Origin of the sequence: Streptomyces sp. NPDC088261 (assembly GCF_044740805.1) — a bacterium.
GTDB lineage: Bacteria > Actinomycetota > Actinomycetes > Streptomycetales > Streptomycetaceae > Streptomyces.
On the sequence record NZ_JBIURL010000019.1, the window covers coordinates 80,303 to 96,164 of the forward strand.

13 protein-coding genes are annotated in these 15,862 nt (G+C 70.3%); 4 read left to right on the top strand and 9 right to left on the bottom strand.

The genetic code is table 11. The features are described 5' to 3' along the window. Positions 1–18 precede the first annotated feature (18 nt). Positions 19–1,161 (top strand): dipeptidase, encoded by a 1,143-nt coding sequence (locus tag ACIODU_RS28940; RefSeq protein WP_401771214.1) that lies wholly within the window; start codon positions 19–21, stop codon positions 1,159–1,161. 84 nt (positions 1,162–1,245) lie between these two features. Here ACIODU_RS28940 and ACIODU_RS28945 read toward each other — a convergent pair whose 3' ends face one another. Continuing rightward, the gene (locus tag ACIODU_RS28945; protein WP_401771216.1) at positions 1,246–2,592 is read right to left on the bottom strand and encodes a UDP-glucose dehydrogenase family protein; all 1,347 of its coding nucleotides are present in this window, start codon (positions 2,590–2,592) and stop codon (positions 1,246–1,248) included. A 189-nt stretch (positions 2,593–2,781) separates the two neighbouring features. Between ACIODU_RS28945 and ACIODU_RS28950 the strand changes: the two genes are divergently transcribed. After that, the gene (locus ACIODU_RS28950; protein ID WP_356430610.1) at positions 2,782–3,960 is read left to right on the top strand and encodes an acyl-CoA dehydrogenase family protein; all 1,179 of its coding nucleotides are present in this window, start codon (positions 2,782–2,784) and stop codon (positions 3,958–3,960) included. 53 nt (positions 3,961–4,013) lie between these two features. On the opposite strand, the gene ACIODU_RS28955 is transcribed toward ACIODU_RS28950, so the two are convergent. The 5 genes from ACIODU_RS28955 to ACIODU_RS28975 all read right to left on the bottom strand — a co-directional run bounded on the left by ACIODU_RS28955 (position 4,014) and on the right by ACIODU_RS28975 (position 8,355). Continuing rightward, on the bottom strand, positions 4,014–5,144 hold the full coding sequence (locus ACIODU_RS28955) for a methyltransferase domain-containing protein (protein WP_401771219.1): 1,131 nt from the start codon (positions 5,142–5,144) through the stop codon (positions 4,014–4,016). A 223-nt stretch (positions 5,145–5,367) separates the two neighbouring features. Continuing rightward, complete coding sequence (locus tag ACIODU_RS28960; RefSeq protein WP_401771221.1) at positions 5,368–6,216, bottom strand: helix-turn-helix domain-containing protein; 849 nt, start codon at positions 6,214–6,216, stop codon at positions 5,368–5,370. A gap of 27 nt (positions 6,217–6,243) precedes the next feature. Then, entirely contained in the window at positions 6,244–6,765 is a 522-nt protein-coding gene (locus tag ACIODU_RS28965; RefSeq protein WP_401771224.1) for a DUF6879 family protein, read from the bottom strand. Then, positions 6,731–6,979, bottom strand: a complete 249-nt coding sequence (locus ACIODU_RS28970; RefSeq protein ID WP_356430616.1) for a hypothetical protein — start codon at positions 6,977–6,979, stop codon at positions 6,731–6,733. The genes ACIODU_RS28965 and ACIODU_RS28970 overlap by 35 nt, the downstream gene beginning before the upstream one ends. Before the next feature lie 152 nt (positions 6,980–7,131). After that, the gene (locus ACIODU_RS28975) at positions 7,132–8,355 is read right to left on the bottom strand and encodes an LCP family protein (protein WP_356430618.1); all 1,224 of its coding nucleotides are present in this window, start codon (positions 8,353–8,355) and stop codon (positions 7,132–7,134) included. 129 nt (positions 8,356–8,484) lie between these two features. On the opposite strand from ACIODU_RS28975, the gene ACIODU_RS28980 reads away from it, so the two are divergent. Further along, on the top strand, positions 8,485–9,039 hold the full coding sequence (locus ACIODU_RS28980) for an acyl-CoA thioesterase (RefSeq protein ID WP_356430620.1): 555 nt from the start codon (positions 8,485–8,487) through the stop codon (positions 9,037–9,039). A 28-nt stretch (positions 9,040–9,067) separates the two neighbouring features. Here ACIODU_RS28980 and ACIODU_RS28985 read toward each other — a convergent pair whose 3' ends face one another. Continuing rightward, the gene (locus ACIODU_RS28985; protein WP_401771303.1) at positions 9,068–10,579 is read right to left on the bottom strand and encodes an LCP family protein; all 1,512 of its coding nucleotides are present in this window, start codon (positions 10,577–10,579) and stop codon (positions 9,068–9,070) included. A 318-nt stretch (positions 10,580–10,897) separates the two neighbouring features. On the opposite strand from ACIODU_RS28985, the gene ACIODU_RS28990 reads away from it, so the two are divergent. After that, entirely contained in the window at positions 10,898–11,950 is a 1,053-nt protein-coding gene (locus ACIODU_RS28990) for a glycosyltransferase family 2 protein (RefSeq protein WP_356430622.1), read from the top strand. A gap of 115 nt (positions 11,951–12,065) precedes the next feature. Here ACIODU_RS28990 and ACIODU_RS28995 read toward each other — a convergent pair whose 3' ends face one another. Both ACIODU_RS28995 and ACIODU_RS29000 read right to left on the bottom strand, forming a co-directional pair. After that, positions 12,066–13,814, bottom strand: coding sequence for an LCP family protein (locus ACIODU_RS28995; RefSeq protein ID WP_401771227.1), 1,749 nt, complete (start codon positions 13,812–13,814; stop codon positions 12,066–12,068). A gap of 50 nt (positions 13,815–13,864) precedes the next feature. Next, on the bottom strand, positions 13,865–15,718 hold the full coding sequence (locus ACIODU_RS29000) for an LCP family protein (RefSeq protein ID WP_401771230.1): 1,854 nt from the start codon (positions 15,716–15,718) through the stop codon (positions 13,865–13,867). Positions 15,719–15,862: the final 144 nt, after the last annotated feature.

Consider the following 15,862-nt stretch of genomic DNA (forward strand, 5'->3'; position numbering starts at 1 on the left):
CGACCCCGGAGCCTCGTAATGGCAGATCTGGACGATCCGTACACCCCGACCACGAGCACGAGCACGTCCTCTTCCCCCGCCCCTCCCTCGGCCGCCCCGTCCGCAACGACGGACACGGCCCCCACCGAGCCCGGCTCGGACGAGCGGGCCCGGGCGCTGCTCGCCGCCCACCCCGTCATCGACGGTCACAACAGCCTGGCCCGGACGCTCCGGCACACCGGCCCGCACGACCTGGAGCTGGGCGAGGCGGCGCTCGACACCGATCTCCCGCGGATCCGCGCGGGAGGGATCGGGGGGCAGTTCTGGTCCCTGGTCGTGCCCGGACAGGCCGTCGACCAGAACCGCGCGATCAGTTCCACCCTGGAGCTGATCGATCGCGTACGGTCCCTGATCTCGGACTGCCCGGAAGGCCTGCGCCTCGCGCTGAACACCGCTGACCTGGCCGACGCCCGCAACCGCGGCCGGGTGGCCTCGCTGCTCGGCCCGGTCGCGGGGGCCGCCCTGGGCGACTCGATCGGCACCCTGCGCGGCTATCACACGCTGGGCGTACGGTGTGTCGCGCTCGCCGGGGCCGGCTGGGCGGCCGACGGACTGACGCGCTTCGGCCAGGAGATGGTCAGGGAGATGAACCGCCTCGGCGTGCTCATCGACCTGTCCGGCACCACCTCCGCCACGGCGCGCGCCACGCTCGCGGTCGCGAAGGCGCCGGTCCTGCTGTCCCACTCGGCGGCCCGCGCCCTGACCGACCACCCGGCCAACGCCGCCGACGACGTCCTGGAACTGCTCCCCGCCAACCGCGGCGTCTGCATGGTGAGTTTCGCCCCGGAACAGGTCACCCGCCCCGCGGGCCGGCCGTCCGTCCGGGACGTCGCCGACCATGTCGAGCATGTACGGGAGGTGGCGGGCCCGGAGTCCGTGGGCCTGTCGGGGACGTACGGCCTGGAGGCCGGAGGCCCCCGTACCACCGGCCTGGAGGACACCTCCCGCTACCCCCGGCTGATCGCGGAACTCCTGGACCGGGGCTGGGACGAGACCGATCTGGCGGCCCTGACCTGGGGCAATGCGGCACGGGTGGTACGAGACACGGAGTTCGCGGCCCGGGCGGCGCAACAGCGCCGCGGTCCGTCGACCGCGACGATCGAGGACCTGGACACCAGATGAGCCCGCGCGCGCCCGCCGAACCGTAACGCACACCTCACCCCTTGCCGGGCGGGCGGTCTGGCGCGGGCCCCCCAGGCACGGCCCTCAGGCGCGAGGCCGCCCCATCGCCCGGTACGTCCACCCCGCCGCGCGCCACACCTCGGGGTCCAGGGCGTTGCGCCCGTCCAGGATCAGCCGGCGCGACGCCGCCGCCCCCAGGACCGCCGGGTCCAGCTCGCGGAACTCCCGCCACTCCGTGAGGTGCAGGACGACGTCGGCGCCCCGTACCGCCTCCAGCGCGGAGTCCGCGTACCCGAGCGTCGGGAACAACTGCTTGGCGTTCTCCATGCCCTTGGGGTCGTACACCGTCACCTGGCCGCCCTGGAGGTGGATCTGCCCGGCGACGTTGAGCGCGGGGGAGTCCCGTACGTCGTCCGAGTCCGGCTTGAAGGTCGCGCCCAGCACCGCGACCCGCTTCCCGAGGAACGACGAGTCACCGCCGACCGCCTCCCGCGCCAGCTCCACCATGTCGCGGCGGCGGCGCATGTTGATCGAGTCGACCTCGCGCAGGAACGTCAGCGCCTGGTCGGCGCCCAGCTCCCCGGCGCGCGCCATGAACGCGCGGATGTCCTTCGGGAGGCACCCGCCGCCGAAGCCGATCCCGGCCCGCAGGAACTTCTTGCCGATGCGCTCGTCGTAGCCGAGCGCCTCGGCCAGCTTCTGTACGTCCCCGCCCGCCGCCTCGCAGACCTCGGCCATCGCGTTGATGAAGGAGATCTTCGTGGCGAGGAACGAGTTCGCGGCGGTCTTCACCAGTTCGGCGGTCGGGAAGTCCGTCACCACGAACGGCGACCCCTCGGCGATCGGCGTCGCGTACACCTCGCGCAGGATCCGCTCCGCGTGCTCGCTGCGCACCCCGGCCACCAACCGGTCCGGGTGCAGGGTGTCCTGGAGGGCGAAGCCCTCGCGCAGGAACTCGGGGTTCCAGGCCAGCTCCACCCCACCGCCCGCGGGTGCCAGCTCGGCGATACGGGCCGCGATCCGCTCGGCGCTGCCGACCGGCACGGTGGACTTGCCGACCACCAGCGCGGGCCGGTGCAGGTGCTTGGCCAGGCTCTCCATCGCGGAGTCGACGTAACTCATGTCGCACGCGTAGTCGCCGTGCTTCTGCGGGGTGTTGACGCAGACGAAGTGCACGTCGCCGAACTCGGCGACCTCCGCCCAGTCCATCGTGAAGCGCAGCCGTCCGCTCGATCCCTCGATGCCGGCGACGTGCTGGGCGAGCATCTCTTCGAGCCCGGGCTCGTACATCGGGACACGCCCCGCCGAGAGCATCTCGATCTTCTCGGGCACCACGTCGAGCGCCAGCACCTCGAAGCCCAGTTCCGCCATGGCCGCGGCGTGCGTGGCGCCGAGGTATCCGGTGCCGATCACGGTGATCTTGAGGGCCATGCGGAGCTCCTGGGGGTGCGGGCGGAGTGCGGTGCCTGAGCATAGCCGCGTGTCACGGGCGTTCCGCAGGGGCATTCCAGATGTGTGGGGCGGCCGTGGGACAGCTGTCACCAAACTCACGTAGGCCCCTTCCGCACCGGCCCCCTAAAATCGAGTTACTTAACGGTAGTTAGCATCCCTGGGGAGTGAATGACCGTGGCCGGATCGGCTGATTTCGACCTGTACCGCCCGTCCGAAGAGCACGACATGCTCCGCGAGACCGTCCGCGCGCTCGCCGAGGCGAAGATCGGCCCGTTCGCCGCCGCCGTCGACGAGGAGGCCCGCTTCCCGCAGGAGGCGCTGGACGCGCTGGTCGCCTCCGACCTGCACGCCGTCCACGTCCCCGAGGAGTACGGCGGCGCGGGCGCCGACGCGCTCGCCACCGTGATCGTCATCGAGGAGGTCGCGCGCGTGTGCGCCTCGTCCTCCCTGATCCCCGCCGTGAACAAGCTGGGCTCGCTGCCGGTGATCCTCTCCGGCTCCCCGGAGCTGAAGAAGAAGTACCTCGGCCCGCTGGCGAAGGGCGACGCGATGTTCTCGTACGCCCTCTCCGAACCGGACGCGGGCTCGGACGCGGGCGGCATGAGGACGAAGGCGGTACGGGACGGCGACCACTACGTCCTCGACGGCGTGAAGCGCTGGATCACCAACGCCGGCGTGTCCGACTACTACACGGTGATGGCCGTCACCGACCCCGAGAAGCGCACCAAGGGCATCAGCGCGTTCGTGGTCGAGAAGTCCGACCCGGGCGTGTCCTTCGGCGCCCCGGAGAAGAAGCTCGGCATCAAGGGCTCCCCGACCCGCGAGGTCTACCTGGACCACGTCCGCATCCCCGCGGACCGCCTGATCGGCGCGGAGGGTACGGGCTTCGCCACCGCGATGAAGACCCTGGACCACACCCGCATCACGATCGCGGCCCAGGCCCTCGGCATCGCGCAGGGCGCCCTGGACTACGCGAAGGGCTACGTCCAGGAGCGCAAGCAGTTCGGCAAGCCGGTCGCGGACTTCCAGGGCGTGCAGTTCATGCTCGCCGACATGGCGATGAAACTGGAGGCGGCCCGCCAGCTCACCTACGCGGCGGCGGCCCGCTCGGAACGCGTCACGGCGGGCGCCACGAAGGAGGACCTGACCTTCTTCGGCGCGGCGGCGAAGTGCTTCGCCTCGGACGCGGCGATGGAGATCACCACGGACGCGGTCCAGCTCCTCGGGGGTTACGGCTACACCCGCGACTACCCGGTGGAACGCATGATGCGCGACGCGAAGATCACGCAGATCTACGAGGGCACGAACCAGATCCAGCGCATCGTCATGGCGAGGAACCTGCCGTAACTACGGCCTTGGGCGAGCGGGCGGTGTGCGTACCGCCGCCCGCTTGCGCTCCACTACAGCCGCGACGGCCGGCCGACGGGTTGACGGGGGTCGTCCAGCCACACCCGTTGACTCACCCCGTCCCCGTCCCCGTCCACCGACAGCCCGAAGCGAGAGCGCTCCGGCTTCCCCAGGTCGTGCCACCGAAGGAAGACCTCACGTACGTCGTCCCACAGCATTCGGGGTCCGTACTGCTCGACCTCGTACGTCTCCGCGTCCGGGACGTACTCCACCGTCGCCCATGACGAGCCGTCGTCGGCGAAGAACCACAGGGTGGCCTCCCCGCTGCCGTCGTCCGCGTCGCACCACCGGAACCACGTGTCGGTGACGGTCAGGCCGATGAAGAACGCGGGATCGTCCTGGACGACGTGCTGCGGCGGGATGTCGGTCGTCCCCTTCACCCCTTGCTGCTCCTCGCGGTACAGATCCGCGACACGCCCGGCCCCGCCCCGGTGGGTGCGGTCCCACATGAAGGCCGGAGACCCGGAGAACGTGCCCCGGGCCTTCCCGTCCACCACGTCCAGGGTGGCGAACGAGCCGCTGAAGAAGCTGCTGCCCCAGGGCGTGACGATCCGCCCGTCCGGACACTGCTCCAGCCACGCGGCCGGCACGTCACGCATGGTGCAGGTACAGATGATCCGGTGGTACGGCGCTCCTTCGCGATGACCGTCGCGACCGTCGCCGAGAACCGTCGCCGGCCGGAACCCGGCCCGTTTCAGGTTCTCCTCGGCGACGGACAGCACCTTCTCGTCCAGCTCCACACTGGTCACCCGGGTTTCGCCCAAGCGATACGACAGCCACGCGGCGTTGTAGCCGGTACCGGTGCCGATCTCCAGAACGCGATGCCCGTCCCGTACGTCCAGCAGGTCGAGCATTTCGAGCATGATCGACGGCATGGACGAGGACGAGGTAGCCAACCGGAAGGCATCGTCGGCCGTGGCCTTCCCGTCGTTGACCTGGGTCACGACGGGCCGGTCCGCGTAGACGATCCGCAACCACTCCTCGGGGTCTTGACGGAAATCACCGCCGACGATCACCTCGGGAATGAACAGCGCCCGATCCACCGACCCCACGGCGTCCCGCCACTCGGGCGCCAGCGCGCCCATTTCCACCAGGCTTTGAACGAGCTGCCGCTGGGTCGTCATCCGGCCTCACTTCTTCTTCGGCGGGGGCTCGTAGGGCCGGGTCGGACCCGGCGGCTTGTCCCGGTGGCCGTCACTGCTGGAGGTGTCCGGTGTGCCGGAGTGGCTTCCGCCCTTTTTGCCCATCTCAGCCTCGCTTCCGGTTGATCGCGTGATTCGTCACGACAACGACGCTACGAAACAGTCGAGTTGCCGGTCCACGATGTTGCAGGCTGTTGCAGAGCAATTAGCCGAGGGCGTCGATCGCCCCGCTGATCAGGGTCCGGGCTCGGGGGCCGTACACGGCCATCGTGGTCAGCCGGGCGAAAGCCCTCTGGTACACCTCCACTTCCGTCGGCGTGGTCACCGTGACCTTCGCGGCCAGCAACTCGACGTGGACCCGCTGGTCGTCAAACATGGTGAACGTCTCAGAGCCCCACATGACGCGGTGTGCGGACCGGGGGATGATGCCGATCGAGACGGCTGGACAGGCCATCGTCGTCAGCAGGTGTGCAAGCTGGTCCGCCATCACACTGTTGCCGCCGATGCGGTGGGTGAGGACGTCCTCCTCGATGAGTACGACCACGCGGTGAAGGCCGTCACGGATGATGTGCGACCGGTCCACCCGGGCCGCGGCGGCCTCGCCGACATCGTTCGGGAGGCTGCGGAAATCCGCGATGAGCGACAGGAGCGCGTGGGCGTAGCCCTGGGTCTGGAGAAGTCCGGGCACGACCCGGGCGCAGTACACGCGGAAGAGCCGCGTGCGCTCGTACAGCGGGACGTTGGCCTGTTGGAGCCTGCGCAGGCCGGTGCGCTGTACGCGGCGCCATTCGACGTACATCGAGTCCGCGGAGCGCGAGGAAGCGATGAGGTCGGCCGCCTGCTCCCGGGCACCGCAGGCGGCACACCAGGCTCGGATGTCGGCGTCGGAGGGGGCCGTCCTGGCGGCCTCGATACGCGACGTCTTCGCTTTGTTCCAGGCGCACCGATCAGCCAGCTCCTGCATCGTCAGATCGGCGTCCAGGCGTAGTTCCTTGAGCCGCGCGGCCAAGGACGCGCGGGCCGCCTGGGCACTGGAGAAGGGAGACGAAGGCATCAGTCGACTACGGCGTGAGGGAGACGATCACAACCGGTATTCGTCATGGGGGATCCCAAGGTCCCACGCGGATTCGAACGAAGTGGCAAACAGCTTCAGAGCGTCCGGCTCCGAGGTGAATTCGTCTGCGACGAGCGAACCGTCCCCGGCGAAGTGGTGCACCCTCGCCAGTCTGTCGTCGAAGAGCCAGTAGTCGTTGCACGGAAGCACGAGGGTCGAAGCGAGACGCCGGGGCACCCATCGGACCTGCTCGCCGGCGGCGAGATTGGCCCGGGTCATCTCGTGTTCCCAACGAATGTATTCCGACACCGGCTCGCTGACGATTCTGGCCCGGCGGACGGATACGCCGCGCGCGACCGCCTCGGCGATCCGGTCGTGGAACCCACGCCACCAGGACGACCGGTTGTCCCAGTCGATACGGTCACCACGTCGCCATGCCGCGAACCGCTCGTTGTCGCCGTAGTCGTCTCGCATCTCCAGATGGACCGCCGAGCTGTGCGTGTCCCGGACGCACTCAGCGAAGCTCGGCTGCCGAGCGTTCCGCGGCATCGCAAGCCTTCCTGATCTGCGCCACCATCCGGGCCGGAATCCTGATGACGGCTTCGGTGCCGGGAATCGGACCGACTTCCAGGCACTTCTTCTCGGTCACGGCGTCCGCTCTCCACCCCTGAAAGACGAAGTCACCGTTCTCGTCATCCACCCACACGGTGGGGCAATGGTCTTCGTCCGTATCGGGGTCTTTGCCGAAGAACAGTAAAGCCATGGCTGCCTCTCCCGGGTCGAGCAAATTGCTTGTGCACGAGCTTCGTCGGGGTGGGGCGCCTGCGTCAAGGCGACGCGAACGCACCCATTTGACGACGGCAGGGGCACCCGATCCGGGTGCCCCTGCCGTCGTGCACGCCCTGCGGCGCCGTGTCAGTTGCCCTTGACCGTGACCTTTTCGTCGTTGTTCAGCTGCGTCACCAATTGCTTGACCTTCGCCGTGTCCCACAGGAGGTTGCCGCCCGAGCTGCCCGCCAGGGGGATGTTCATCGACGTGCCCTCGCCGCCCGTGACGCCCTTCATCGCGAAGAACATCTTGCCCAGCGAGTACAGGGACATGTCCTTGTCCACGATCAGCGTGTCCAGGCCCGAGCCCATGGTCGGGTAGAACTTGAACGGGTTGAGGATCGTCCCCGGGGTCGCCGTCTGGGAGGCCAGGGCCGCGAGGAACTTCTGCTGGTTCTTCGTACGGTCGAGGTCACTGCCCGCGAACGCGTACCGCGTCCGGACGAACGCCAGGGACTGCTCGCCGTCCAGCGTCTGCTTGCCCGCCTTGAAGTCGGCGCCCGACTTCTTGTCCTTGAAGGCCTTCGGGATGTCGAGCTCCACCCCGCCGATCGAGTCCACGATGTTCGCGAAGCCGGCGAAGCCGATCTCGACGTAGTGGTCTATCCGCAGCCCCGTCTTCGCCTCGATCGTGCGGACGAGCAGGGTGGGGCCGTCCTCCGCATACGCCGCGTTCAGCTTCTTGTGCGTGTTCGGCTGCGCCGGGAACACCTTGCCCGACTCCGAGCCCTTGAACGACGGGATCGTCACGTCCGAGTCACGCGGCAGCGAGATCAGCGTCGGACCGTTCGACCCCGTGTGCAGGATCATCATCGAGTCGGTGCGCTTGCCCTCCGCCGAGCCCGTGTGGAGGTCCTTCTTCTCCTCCGAGGACATGCCCTCCCGGCTGTCCGAACCGACGATCAGATAGTTCGTACCGTCGCCCTCCGCCGGGCGGTCGATGACCTTCGAGAGGTCCACCTCGCGCTTGAGCTTGCCGTCGGCCCAGAAGTACGTCCCGATGGAGACGGCGAGGACCGCGACGACCAGGACCAGCGAACCGATCTTGAGCCGGCGCCGCCAGTCCGGCGCCTGCCGGGGCGCCGAGCCCTGCGGAGGCGGCGGGTAACCGCCCCGGCCGCCGCCACCGCCGGCGGGCGCGCCGTAGACCTGGCCCGTGTTGTAGCCGCTGTCGTACCCCTGCTGCTGGGGCACGCCCTGCGGCGCCTGCACATGGGGCATCGCGCGGGCGCCCTCGGGCTGTGCGCCCGTGCTGCCGCGCCCGTAACGCCCGCCGCTTCCGCCGTTCCGCCCCTCGGGCCAATCGTTCATGTCAGCCAGTGTGCCGGGGAGCGCCCGGCCGCTGACAGGGCGGGTGAGGAATCGGGTCGGCCCTGTTGCCAAGCTGATGCAATGCGACCCGTATCGGAACGCCACAGACCCCCCACATAGGGTGGACGCATGACAGCCCAGCCGGATCTTCCGGGGAAACCGACCTCCGCGTCCCGGACCACGCTCAGCCACATCATGACCGGCAGCGACACGAATCTGCTGGGTACGGTGCACGGCGGCGTGATCATGAAGCTGGTGGACGACGCGGCGGGCGCCGTCGCGGGCCGGCACTCCGGCGGCCCCGCCGTCACCGCCTCCATGGACGAGATGGTCTTCCTGGAGCCGGTCAGGGTCGGCGACCTCGTGCACGTACGCGCCCAGGTGAACTGGACGGGACGCTCCAGCATGGAGGTCGGCGTACGGGTCATGGCCGAGCGCTGGAACGAGTCCACCCCCGCGACCCAGGTCGGCACCGCCTACCTCGTCTTCGCCGCCGTCGACGCGGACGGCAGGCCCCGCCCCGTACCGCCGGTGGTCCCCGAGACCGAACGGGACCGGCGGCGCTACCAGGAGGCGCAGATCCGGCGTACGCACCGGCTCGCCCGGCGCCGCGCCATCAAGGAGCTGCGGGCGAAGCGCGCCGCCGAGGGCTTCGACGACTCGCGGGACGCACGGGAGAACTGACCCGGCCGGCCCCCCGGGTGCCCGGACCTCAGGGGCACACCACCTGGTCCCCCGTCAGCGCCTTGAACTGCCCCGCCGGCTTCGCCTCCACCCGTACCGGCACCACCGCCCGGTTCTCCGACCCCGCCATCACCTTGAGCGTCCCGCCCTGCCCCTTCACCGCCCGCAGCTCGCTGCCGGGCAGCGCGGTCGCCAGGGACCGCGCCGAGCGGTCCCACCGGGGGTCGTACAGCACCTGCGTGCGCCGGACGTCCCGTACGTCCGCCGTGAGCGGCGCGCCGGTCGTACGGAAGCCGACGGCGCGCAGCGCCTGGTCGACCTGCTTGCCGAGGCCGTCCGTCCGGGTCGCGTTGTAGACCTGCACCCGGATCCCCTCCGGCTTCACGTCGACGAGCGGGGCCTTGGGCGACCCGGCCGGTGCCGGCCGCTTCGAGGCCGGTACGGGGGAGGGGGATACGGGGGGTACGGAGGACGGGGGCGCGGACGACGAGGGCGCGGCGGACCGCCGTACCGACGACGACGCGGTGGCGGGACCCGCCGCCGGGTCCCTCGGCACCTGCGGCCCCGGCAGCGCCAGCGGCCTGTCCTCGCGCAGCGCCCGGAACAACTTCTCCGACTTCTCCGGGTCCCACTTCACCGTCGCGCCGATGCCCGGCAGCGACACCCCCTTGGCCAGCAGCGGTACGGAGGTGAACTCCGACGCCGACGGCGAGAAGCCGCGCATCGCCTTGTTCAGGCTCAGCAACTGCTGGGCGCCGAAGTCCGCGTCCGCCCGTACCGAACCCAGCAGCGCCCGGGTCACATCGCGGAACCTCACCGGGTTCAGCAGCACCCCGCTGCTCGTGGCCCGGCTGATCAGCGCCGCGACGAAGCGCTGCTGGCGCTGCATCCTGCCGAGGTCGGCGTTGCCGTCGATGTGCCGGGACCGTACGTACTGGAGCGCCTTGCCGCCGTCCAGCCGGTGGGTGCCGGGGGTCAGGTCGAGTCCGGTGTACGAGTCCCTCAGCGCCCGGGGCGTGCAGATCTCGACCCCGCCGACCGCGTCCACCGTCTTCATGAAGCTGGTGAAGTCGACCTCCAGGTAGTGGCTGATCTTCACCCCCGTCATGTGCTCGACGGTCCTGACGGTCAGGTGGGGGCCGCCCTCCGCGTACGCCGCGTTGATCTTCACCGGGTGCGTCTTGTGCTTCTTGCCGGTGGTGGTGTCGGTGTGCGCGGGGATCTCGGCGTAACTGTCGCGCGGCAGGCTCACGACGCTGGCGCGCTTTCCGTCCTCCGAGAGGTGGACCAGCATCATCGTGTCGGTGCAGTGGCAGGGCGCGCCGCCGAGCCGGTACTTCTGCCGCTCCGCCTCGGTGATCCGGTCCCGGCCGTCGGTGCCGACGAGGAGGAGGTTGAGGCCGTGGCCGGGGTCGGGCCGGTTCTTCATGTCCTTGAACGCGTCGACCCGGTCGATCCCCGTGTCGAGGCCGGTCACCACCGCGTGGCCGATCCCGCCCGCGCCCAGGACGAGCACGGACAGGGTGGTCGCCGCCCGCATGCCCCAGCGGGGCCGCCCGTCGCGCCGTACCGGCCGCCGTCCGGCTCCTCTCCGGGCGGGCGGCCGCGGGCGGGCGGCGGCCGGGCGGCGGGCGGGACGGGGGGAGCGGGGCGGCGTGGGCACGGGGGACACCTCCGCGGTGACAGCGGGGACGGTACGACGAAGCCGGGGGCGGGCGGGTGAGGGGTGAGGGATCGTGAGCACCGTAGGCCCATACGATCAGCGGCAGCGGATACGACCGGGCGGCGCGCGTCGCTGTCCCCCGTTCGCGGTAACGTGGCGGCCATACCGCCGTCTCCCGAAGGACCCCGAACCTCCATGCCTGTCGTGCCGCCCGCGGTGTCCGTGATCATGCCGGTGCTCAACGAGGAACGTCATCTGAGGAACTCCGTCCGGCACATCCTGGAGCAGGAGTACGCCGGCGAGATGGAGGTGGTCATCGCGCTCGGCCCCTCCGCGGACCGTACGGACGAGATCGCCGCCGAGCTGGTACGGGAGGACCCCCGCGTCCACACCGTGCCCAACCCGACCGGCCGCACCCCGGCGGCGCTGAACGCCGCGATCGCCGCCTCGACGCACCCCGTCGTCGTACGGGTCGACGGTCACGGCATGCTGTCGCCGAACTACATCGCCACCGCCGTCAGGCTGTTGGAGGAGACGGGCGCGCAGAACGTCGGCGGTGTGATGCACGCCGAGGGCGAGACCAACTGGGAGCACGCGGTCGCCGCCGCCATGACCTCGAAGATCGGCGTCGGCAACGCGGCCTTCCACACCGGTGGTGAGGCGGGCCCCGCCGAGACCGTCTACCTCGGTGTCTTCCGCCGCGAGGCGCTGGAACGGGCGGGCGGCTACAACGTGGAGTTCATCCGCGCCCAGGACTGGGAGCTGAACTTCCGCATCCGCGAGGCCGGCGGCGCGATCTGGTTCTCCCCGGAGCTGCGGGTCCAGTACCGCCCGCGGCCCTCGGTCGGGGCGCTCGCCAAGCAGTACAAGGACTACGGCCGCTGGCGCCATGTCGTCGCCCGCTACCACGCGGGCTCGATCAACCTCCGCTACCTCGCCCCGCCGACGGCGGTGTGCGCCATCGCCGCGGGCATCGTGGCCGGCGCGCTGCTCACCCCGTGGGCCTTCGTCGTACCGGCCGGATACCTTGCCGCGATCACGGCGGGCTCGGTTCCGGCGGGCAAGGGCCTGCCGCTCGCGGCCCGGCTGCGGATCCCGGTGGCGCTGGCGACGATGCACATGTCGTGGGGGTACGGCTTCCTCACCAGCCCGCGCTCCCTGGCGAAGAAGGTCATCGCGAGCCGCCGCCCGCCGGTGCGGACGGGCTCGGCCGGGGCCACGGACACGAACGACGTCACGACGGCCTGATCGCGGCTGTCGGCTGCCGACCGCCGGCTGCCGTACAACAAAAGCCACGCCGAAGCGCCGCCGGAGGATCCTCTCCGGCGGCGCTTCGGCGTGTGTACGGGCTGTGTACGGGTCCTCAGAAGCGGTACGGCGCGTACACGTCCATGCAGGCATTCTTGTCCGACCCGCTGATGGCGTCCGCCGTGTCGGGGATGCCGCCCGCCTCGGGCTTGGCCTTGACCGGGTACGACGACCCCTCGCGCCAGTCGGCGCCCACGACCAGGGTGATCCCCGACACCTGCGTGGACTTCGTGACCGACGTCAGCGGGATCTTGAGGGCCTTGGCGACCGCCTGCGCGTCCCCCTCCAGGTCCGCGCTCGGGTACGTGATCCCGGTGGCCTCCTGCGGGCTCTGCTCGCCGCCCGCCCGCGCCAGGGAGTACCCCTTGCCGCCGAGCACCTCCGCGATCGCCCGCGCGCGGCCCGACACCGGGGCCTGTTCCCCGCCGGTGCCGTTGAGCACGGTCACCCCCGTGTCGGCGGGCGCGTCGGACGGCTCCTTCGACGCGGGCCCGGACGGCTTCTTCGCCGCCTCGGCCTTGTCGCCGTTGGCGTCGAACGCCACGTCGTCGCGGATCATCGTCCACATGCGGTCGGCGTCCGCCTTGTTGGGGACCACGTGGTTGCGGTTCTGCGGGTCCTCGATCCACGGCATGGTCGTCATCGTGAGGCGGTTGGTCGGCACGGCCTTGAGCTGCATGCCGAGGTCGAACAGCTTCTTGACCGTACCGATCTCCTCGGACACCTCCAGCGACTTCGTGGCCGCCTCGGCGAGGCCCGTCAGGCGGACGGAGTCGGTGAAGACGTTCTGCGACTTGAGCTCGCGGATCATCGAGTTCATGTACATGTGCTGGGCCCTGGCGCGGCCGATGTCGCTGGAGAAGGCGTGCCGCGTCCGCAGCCACTGCAAGGCATGTTCGCCCTTGATACGGGTCGTGCCCGCTTCGAGCTTGAGGCCGGAGCCGCCGGGCACACCGGGCAGCGGCCGGTCCCAGACGTTGTCCTTGACGCAGACGTCGACCCCGCCGATCGCGTCGGCCATCTTCACCACACCGGAGAAGTCGATCGTCATCCAGTGGTCGATGTAGACGCCGGTCAGGTTCTCCCACGTGCTGAGCGTGCAGCCGGGACCGCCGCGCCCCAGCGTCTCGTTGATGATGCCGTTGGTCTTCGGGTAGACCTTGCCGGTCGTGCTGTCCTTGCACTCGGGGATGTCGACCCGGGTGTCGCGGGGGATGCTGACGACCGAGGCGTTCTTGCGGTCGGCGGAGACGTGGAAGAGCATCTGGACGTCCCCGAGCGGGGGGTTGCCCGCGGTGTCCTTGCTGCCGCCGAGCTTGACGTTCTCCGGGTCGGCGCGGCTGTCCGAGCCGATCAGCAGGATGTTGAGGGGGGTCTGTCCCGCCTCGTTGGCGGCGGGCTTCTTGAGGCCGGTGTCGCCGTTGGTGCGGTCGTCGGTGCGTATGTTGCCGTTGAGGTGGCGGTAGTACAGATAACCGGCGCCCGCCGCCCCGAGTATCAGCAGGGCGAGTACGCCGGCGATCCAGCGGACTATGCGCCATCTCCGGCGGCCGGGGCGCCGGCCGGCTCCGCCGGCCTTCCGGTCCGGGGTGTCGCCGCTCCCGGCGCCGTCCGCCGGGCCCTGTTCCGTACGAGCCTCACGCGCGCCGCCCCCGCCGCCCGTACCCCCGTCGCTCGTATCCCCGCCGTCCGTACCCGCGCCGTCGTCGCTCTCCGCGTCGTACAGGCTGTCGTCCCAGCCCAGTTCGCGGGCGTGCGGCGAGGGCCGCCGCGACCGCTCCCTGTGCGTGCTGCTGTGACCCACGCGGGCCCCCCTTGCTCAGGCCGTCGTGCGCGCGAGCCGGGATTCCGGCGTCACTCTGCGCAGACCTGTTTGTCGGCTTTCAATGTCGGCACGGCATCCGGCGCCTTTGCCGGGCCGGTGATGGGCACCCCCGCGCCCTTGAAGTCCTTGCCCAGCGTCAGCTCCATCGCCTGGAGACCCACCGCGTCCTCGGTCCCCGGCTTCATCGCCGTGCCCGGCAGCCCCATCATCGCCGCGAGCGCGCGGGCCTGATCGGCCTGGTTGGGCGCGTACACGAGGGTGGTCTTGGCCACGTTCGCGGGCGCGTTGCCCTTGTTCGTGGACTTGAGCACGCCCTCCTCGTTCTGGAGCCAGTTGAGCGTCGTCTGCGCCGAGCCCTGCGGGCCGCCGCCGTTGTAGACGTCGACCCGTACGTCCGCCGCGTCCGCCTTCGATCCCTTGAGGAGCTTGTTCTTGGCCGACTTGGCCGCGCTCTCCTTCTTCTTCACCTCGGACAGCGACGTGTCGCTCTGGATCATCGAGAACAGCTGCTGGGCAGGCGCCTCGTTGACGACCACGGTGGCCCTCCTGGTCGGGGGCTCGGCGGGGTTGTCCAGCACCGGAATGGTGGCGAAGGTGATGTTCTTGGGATTGACCTTGGCGAGTTCCTTCGCCAGCGACACGAGCTTGGTGATGGAGCCGATGCCGGAGTCGACCGTCAGCGACTTCGTCGCCGCCTCGGCCAGGTCCGTCACCTTGGAGACGTTGGTGAGGGTGTCCTTGGACGCCATCTGCCGCAGCAGCGAACTCAGGAACTGCTGCTGCGTCTTGATACGGGTCAGGTCGCTTCCGTCACCGAAGGCGTGGCGCGTACGGACGAAGGCGAGGGCCTGCTCGCCCGAAATGGTGCTCTTGCCCGCGGGCAGGTCGAGCTTCGAGTCCTTGTCCTTCACGGCCTGGTCCACACACACCTCGACCCCGCCCACCGCCGTGCTCATCGTCTTCACGGCGTTGAAGTCGGCCATCATGAAGTGGTCCGGGGTGATGCCGGTCAGTTCCTTGACCGTGGCCATCGTGCAGCCGGGGTCACGGCCGTCCTGGCCGAGGCTGGTGTTGAACCGCGGGGTCGACACACCGCGCGGCGTCGGCGGGATGACCTTGTCGGAGCCGTCCGCGGTCTTGGTGGTGCACTCCGGGATGTCGGTGACGAGGTCGCGCGGGATGGAGAGCGCGGTCGCGTTCGTCCGGTCCTTGGACACGTGGAAGAGGAGGGTCGTGTCGGCGTGGCCGACGCTGCCCGAGTCGCCGTAGCTCTCGTTGCCGGCGCCGGTGCGCTTGTCCGTACCGATCACGAGGATGTTGATGGGCTTGTCCTTCTCGAAGCCCTTGTCGCTCGCGCCCGCCACGTCGATGGTCGAGATGTTGCCGTTCAGGTGCTGGTAGTACAGGTATCCGCCGACGGACGCGGCGAGGACCACCACGGCCATCGAGCCGCCGGTCCACAACAGGACCTTCTTCGCGCGGGACTTCTTCTGCTTGCGCTTGCGCCGGCCGGCCGCCGCCTGCGTCTCGTGGGCGGAACCCCGGCCGCCGGCCGGACCCTTGGCCGCCCGGCGGCTGCCGCGCTGGCCCGGTACGTCGGGGCGCGCCGGGGCCGTGTCGGTGTCCGGATCGGAGCCCTTCTGCCGGGCGCCGCCCCGCCGGGGCCCGCCGGTTCCCGGCCGGCCCTCCCTCGATGCGCCCGCCGCCGGTGTGCCCGCCGCCGAACCGCGCCTTCCGGAAGACCTCCCCGGGGACGGCGGCGCCGGGGGTGACTGCCCTCCGGAGTGGTCCAGTCGCAATTCGTAATTACCGGTTCGCGGGTTGAGGACCCACTGGTCGGCGGGGTCGATTTCGTCCGCCTGTCCTCGGTTCTGCGCATCCACGGTTGCTTGAATCCTCCGTCGGTGCCACGCGAGGCGCCTCCCCCCGAAGGCGCTCGGTCATTCGATCCAGCAGTGCGCGACCTGACGGCCGGACGCACCGGATCGCGTCACACTATCCGCCCCGTTCGGCGTCCAGTGACGCCA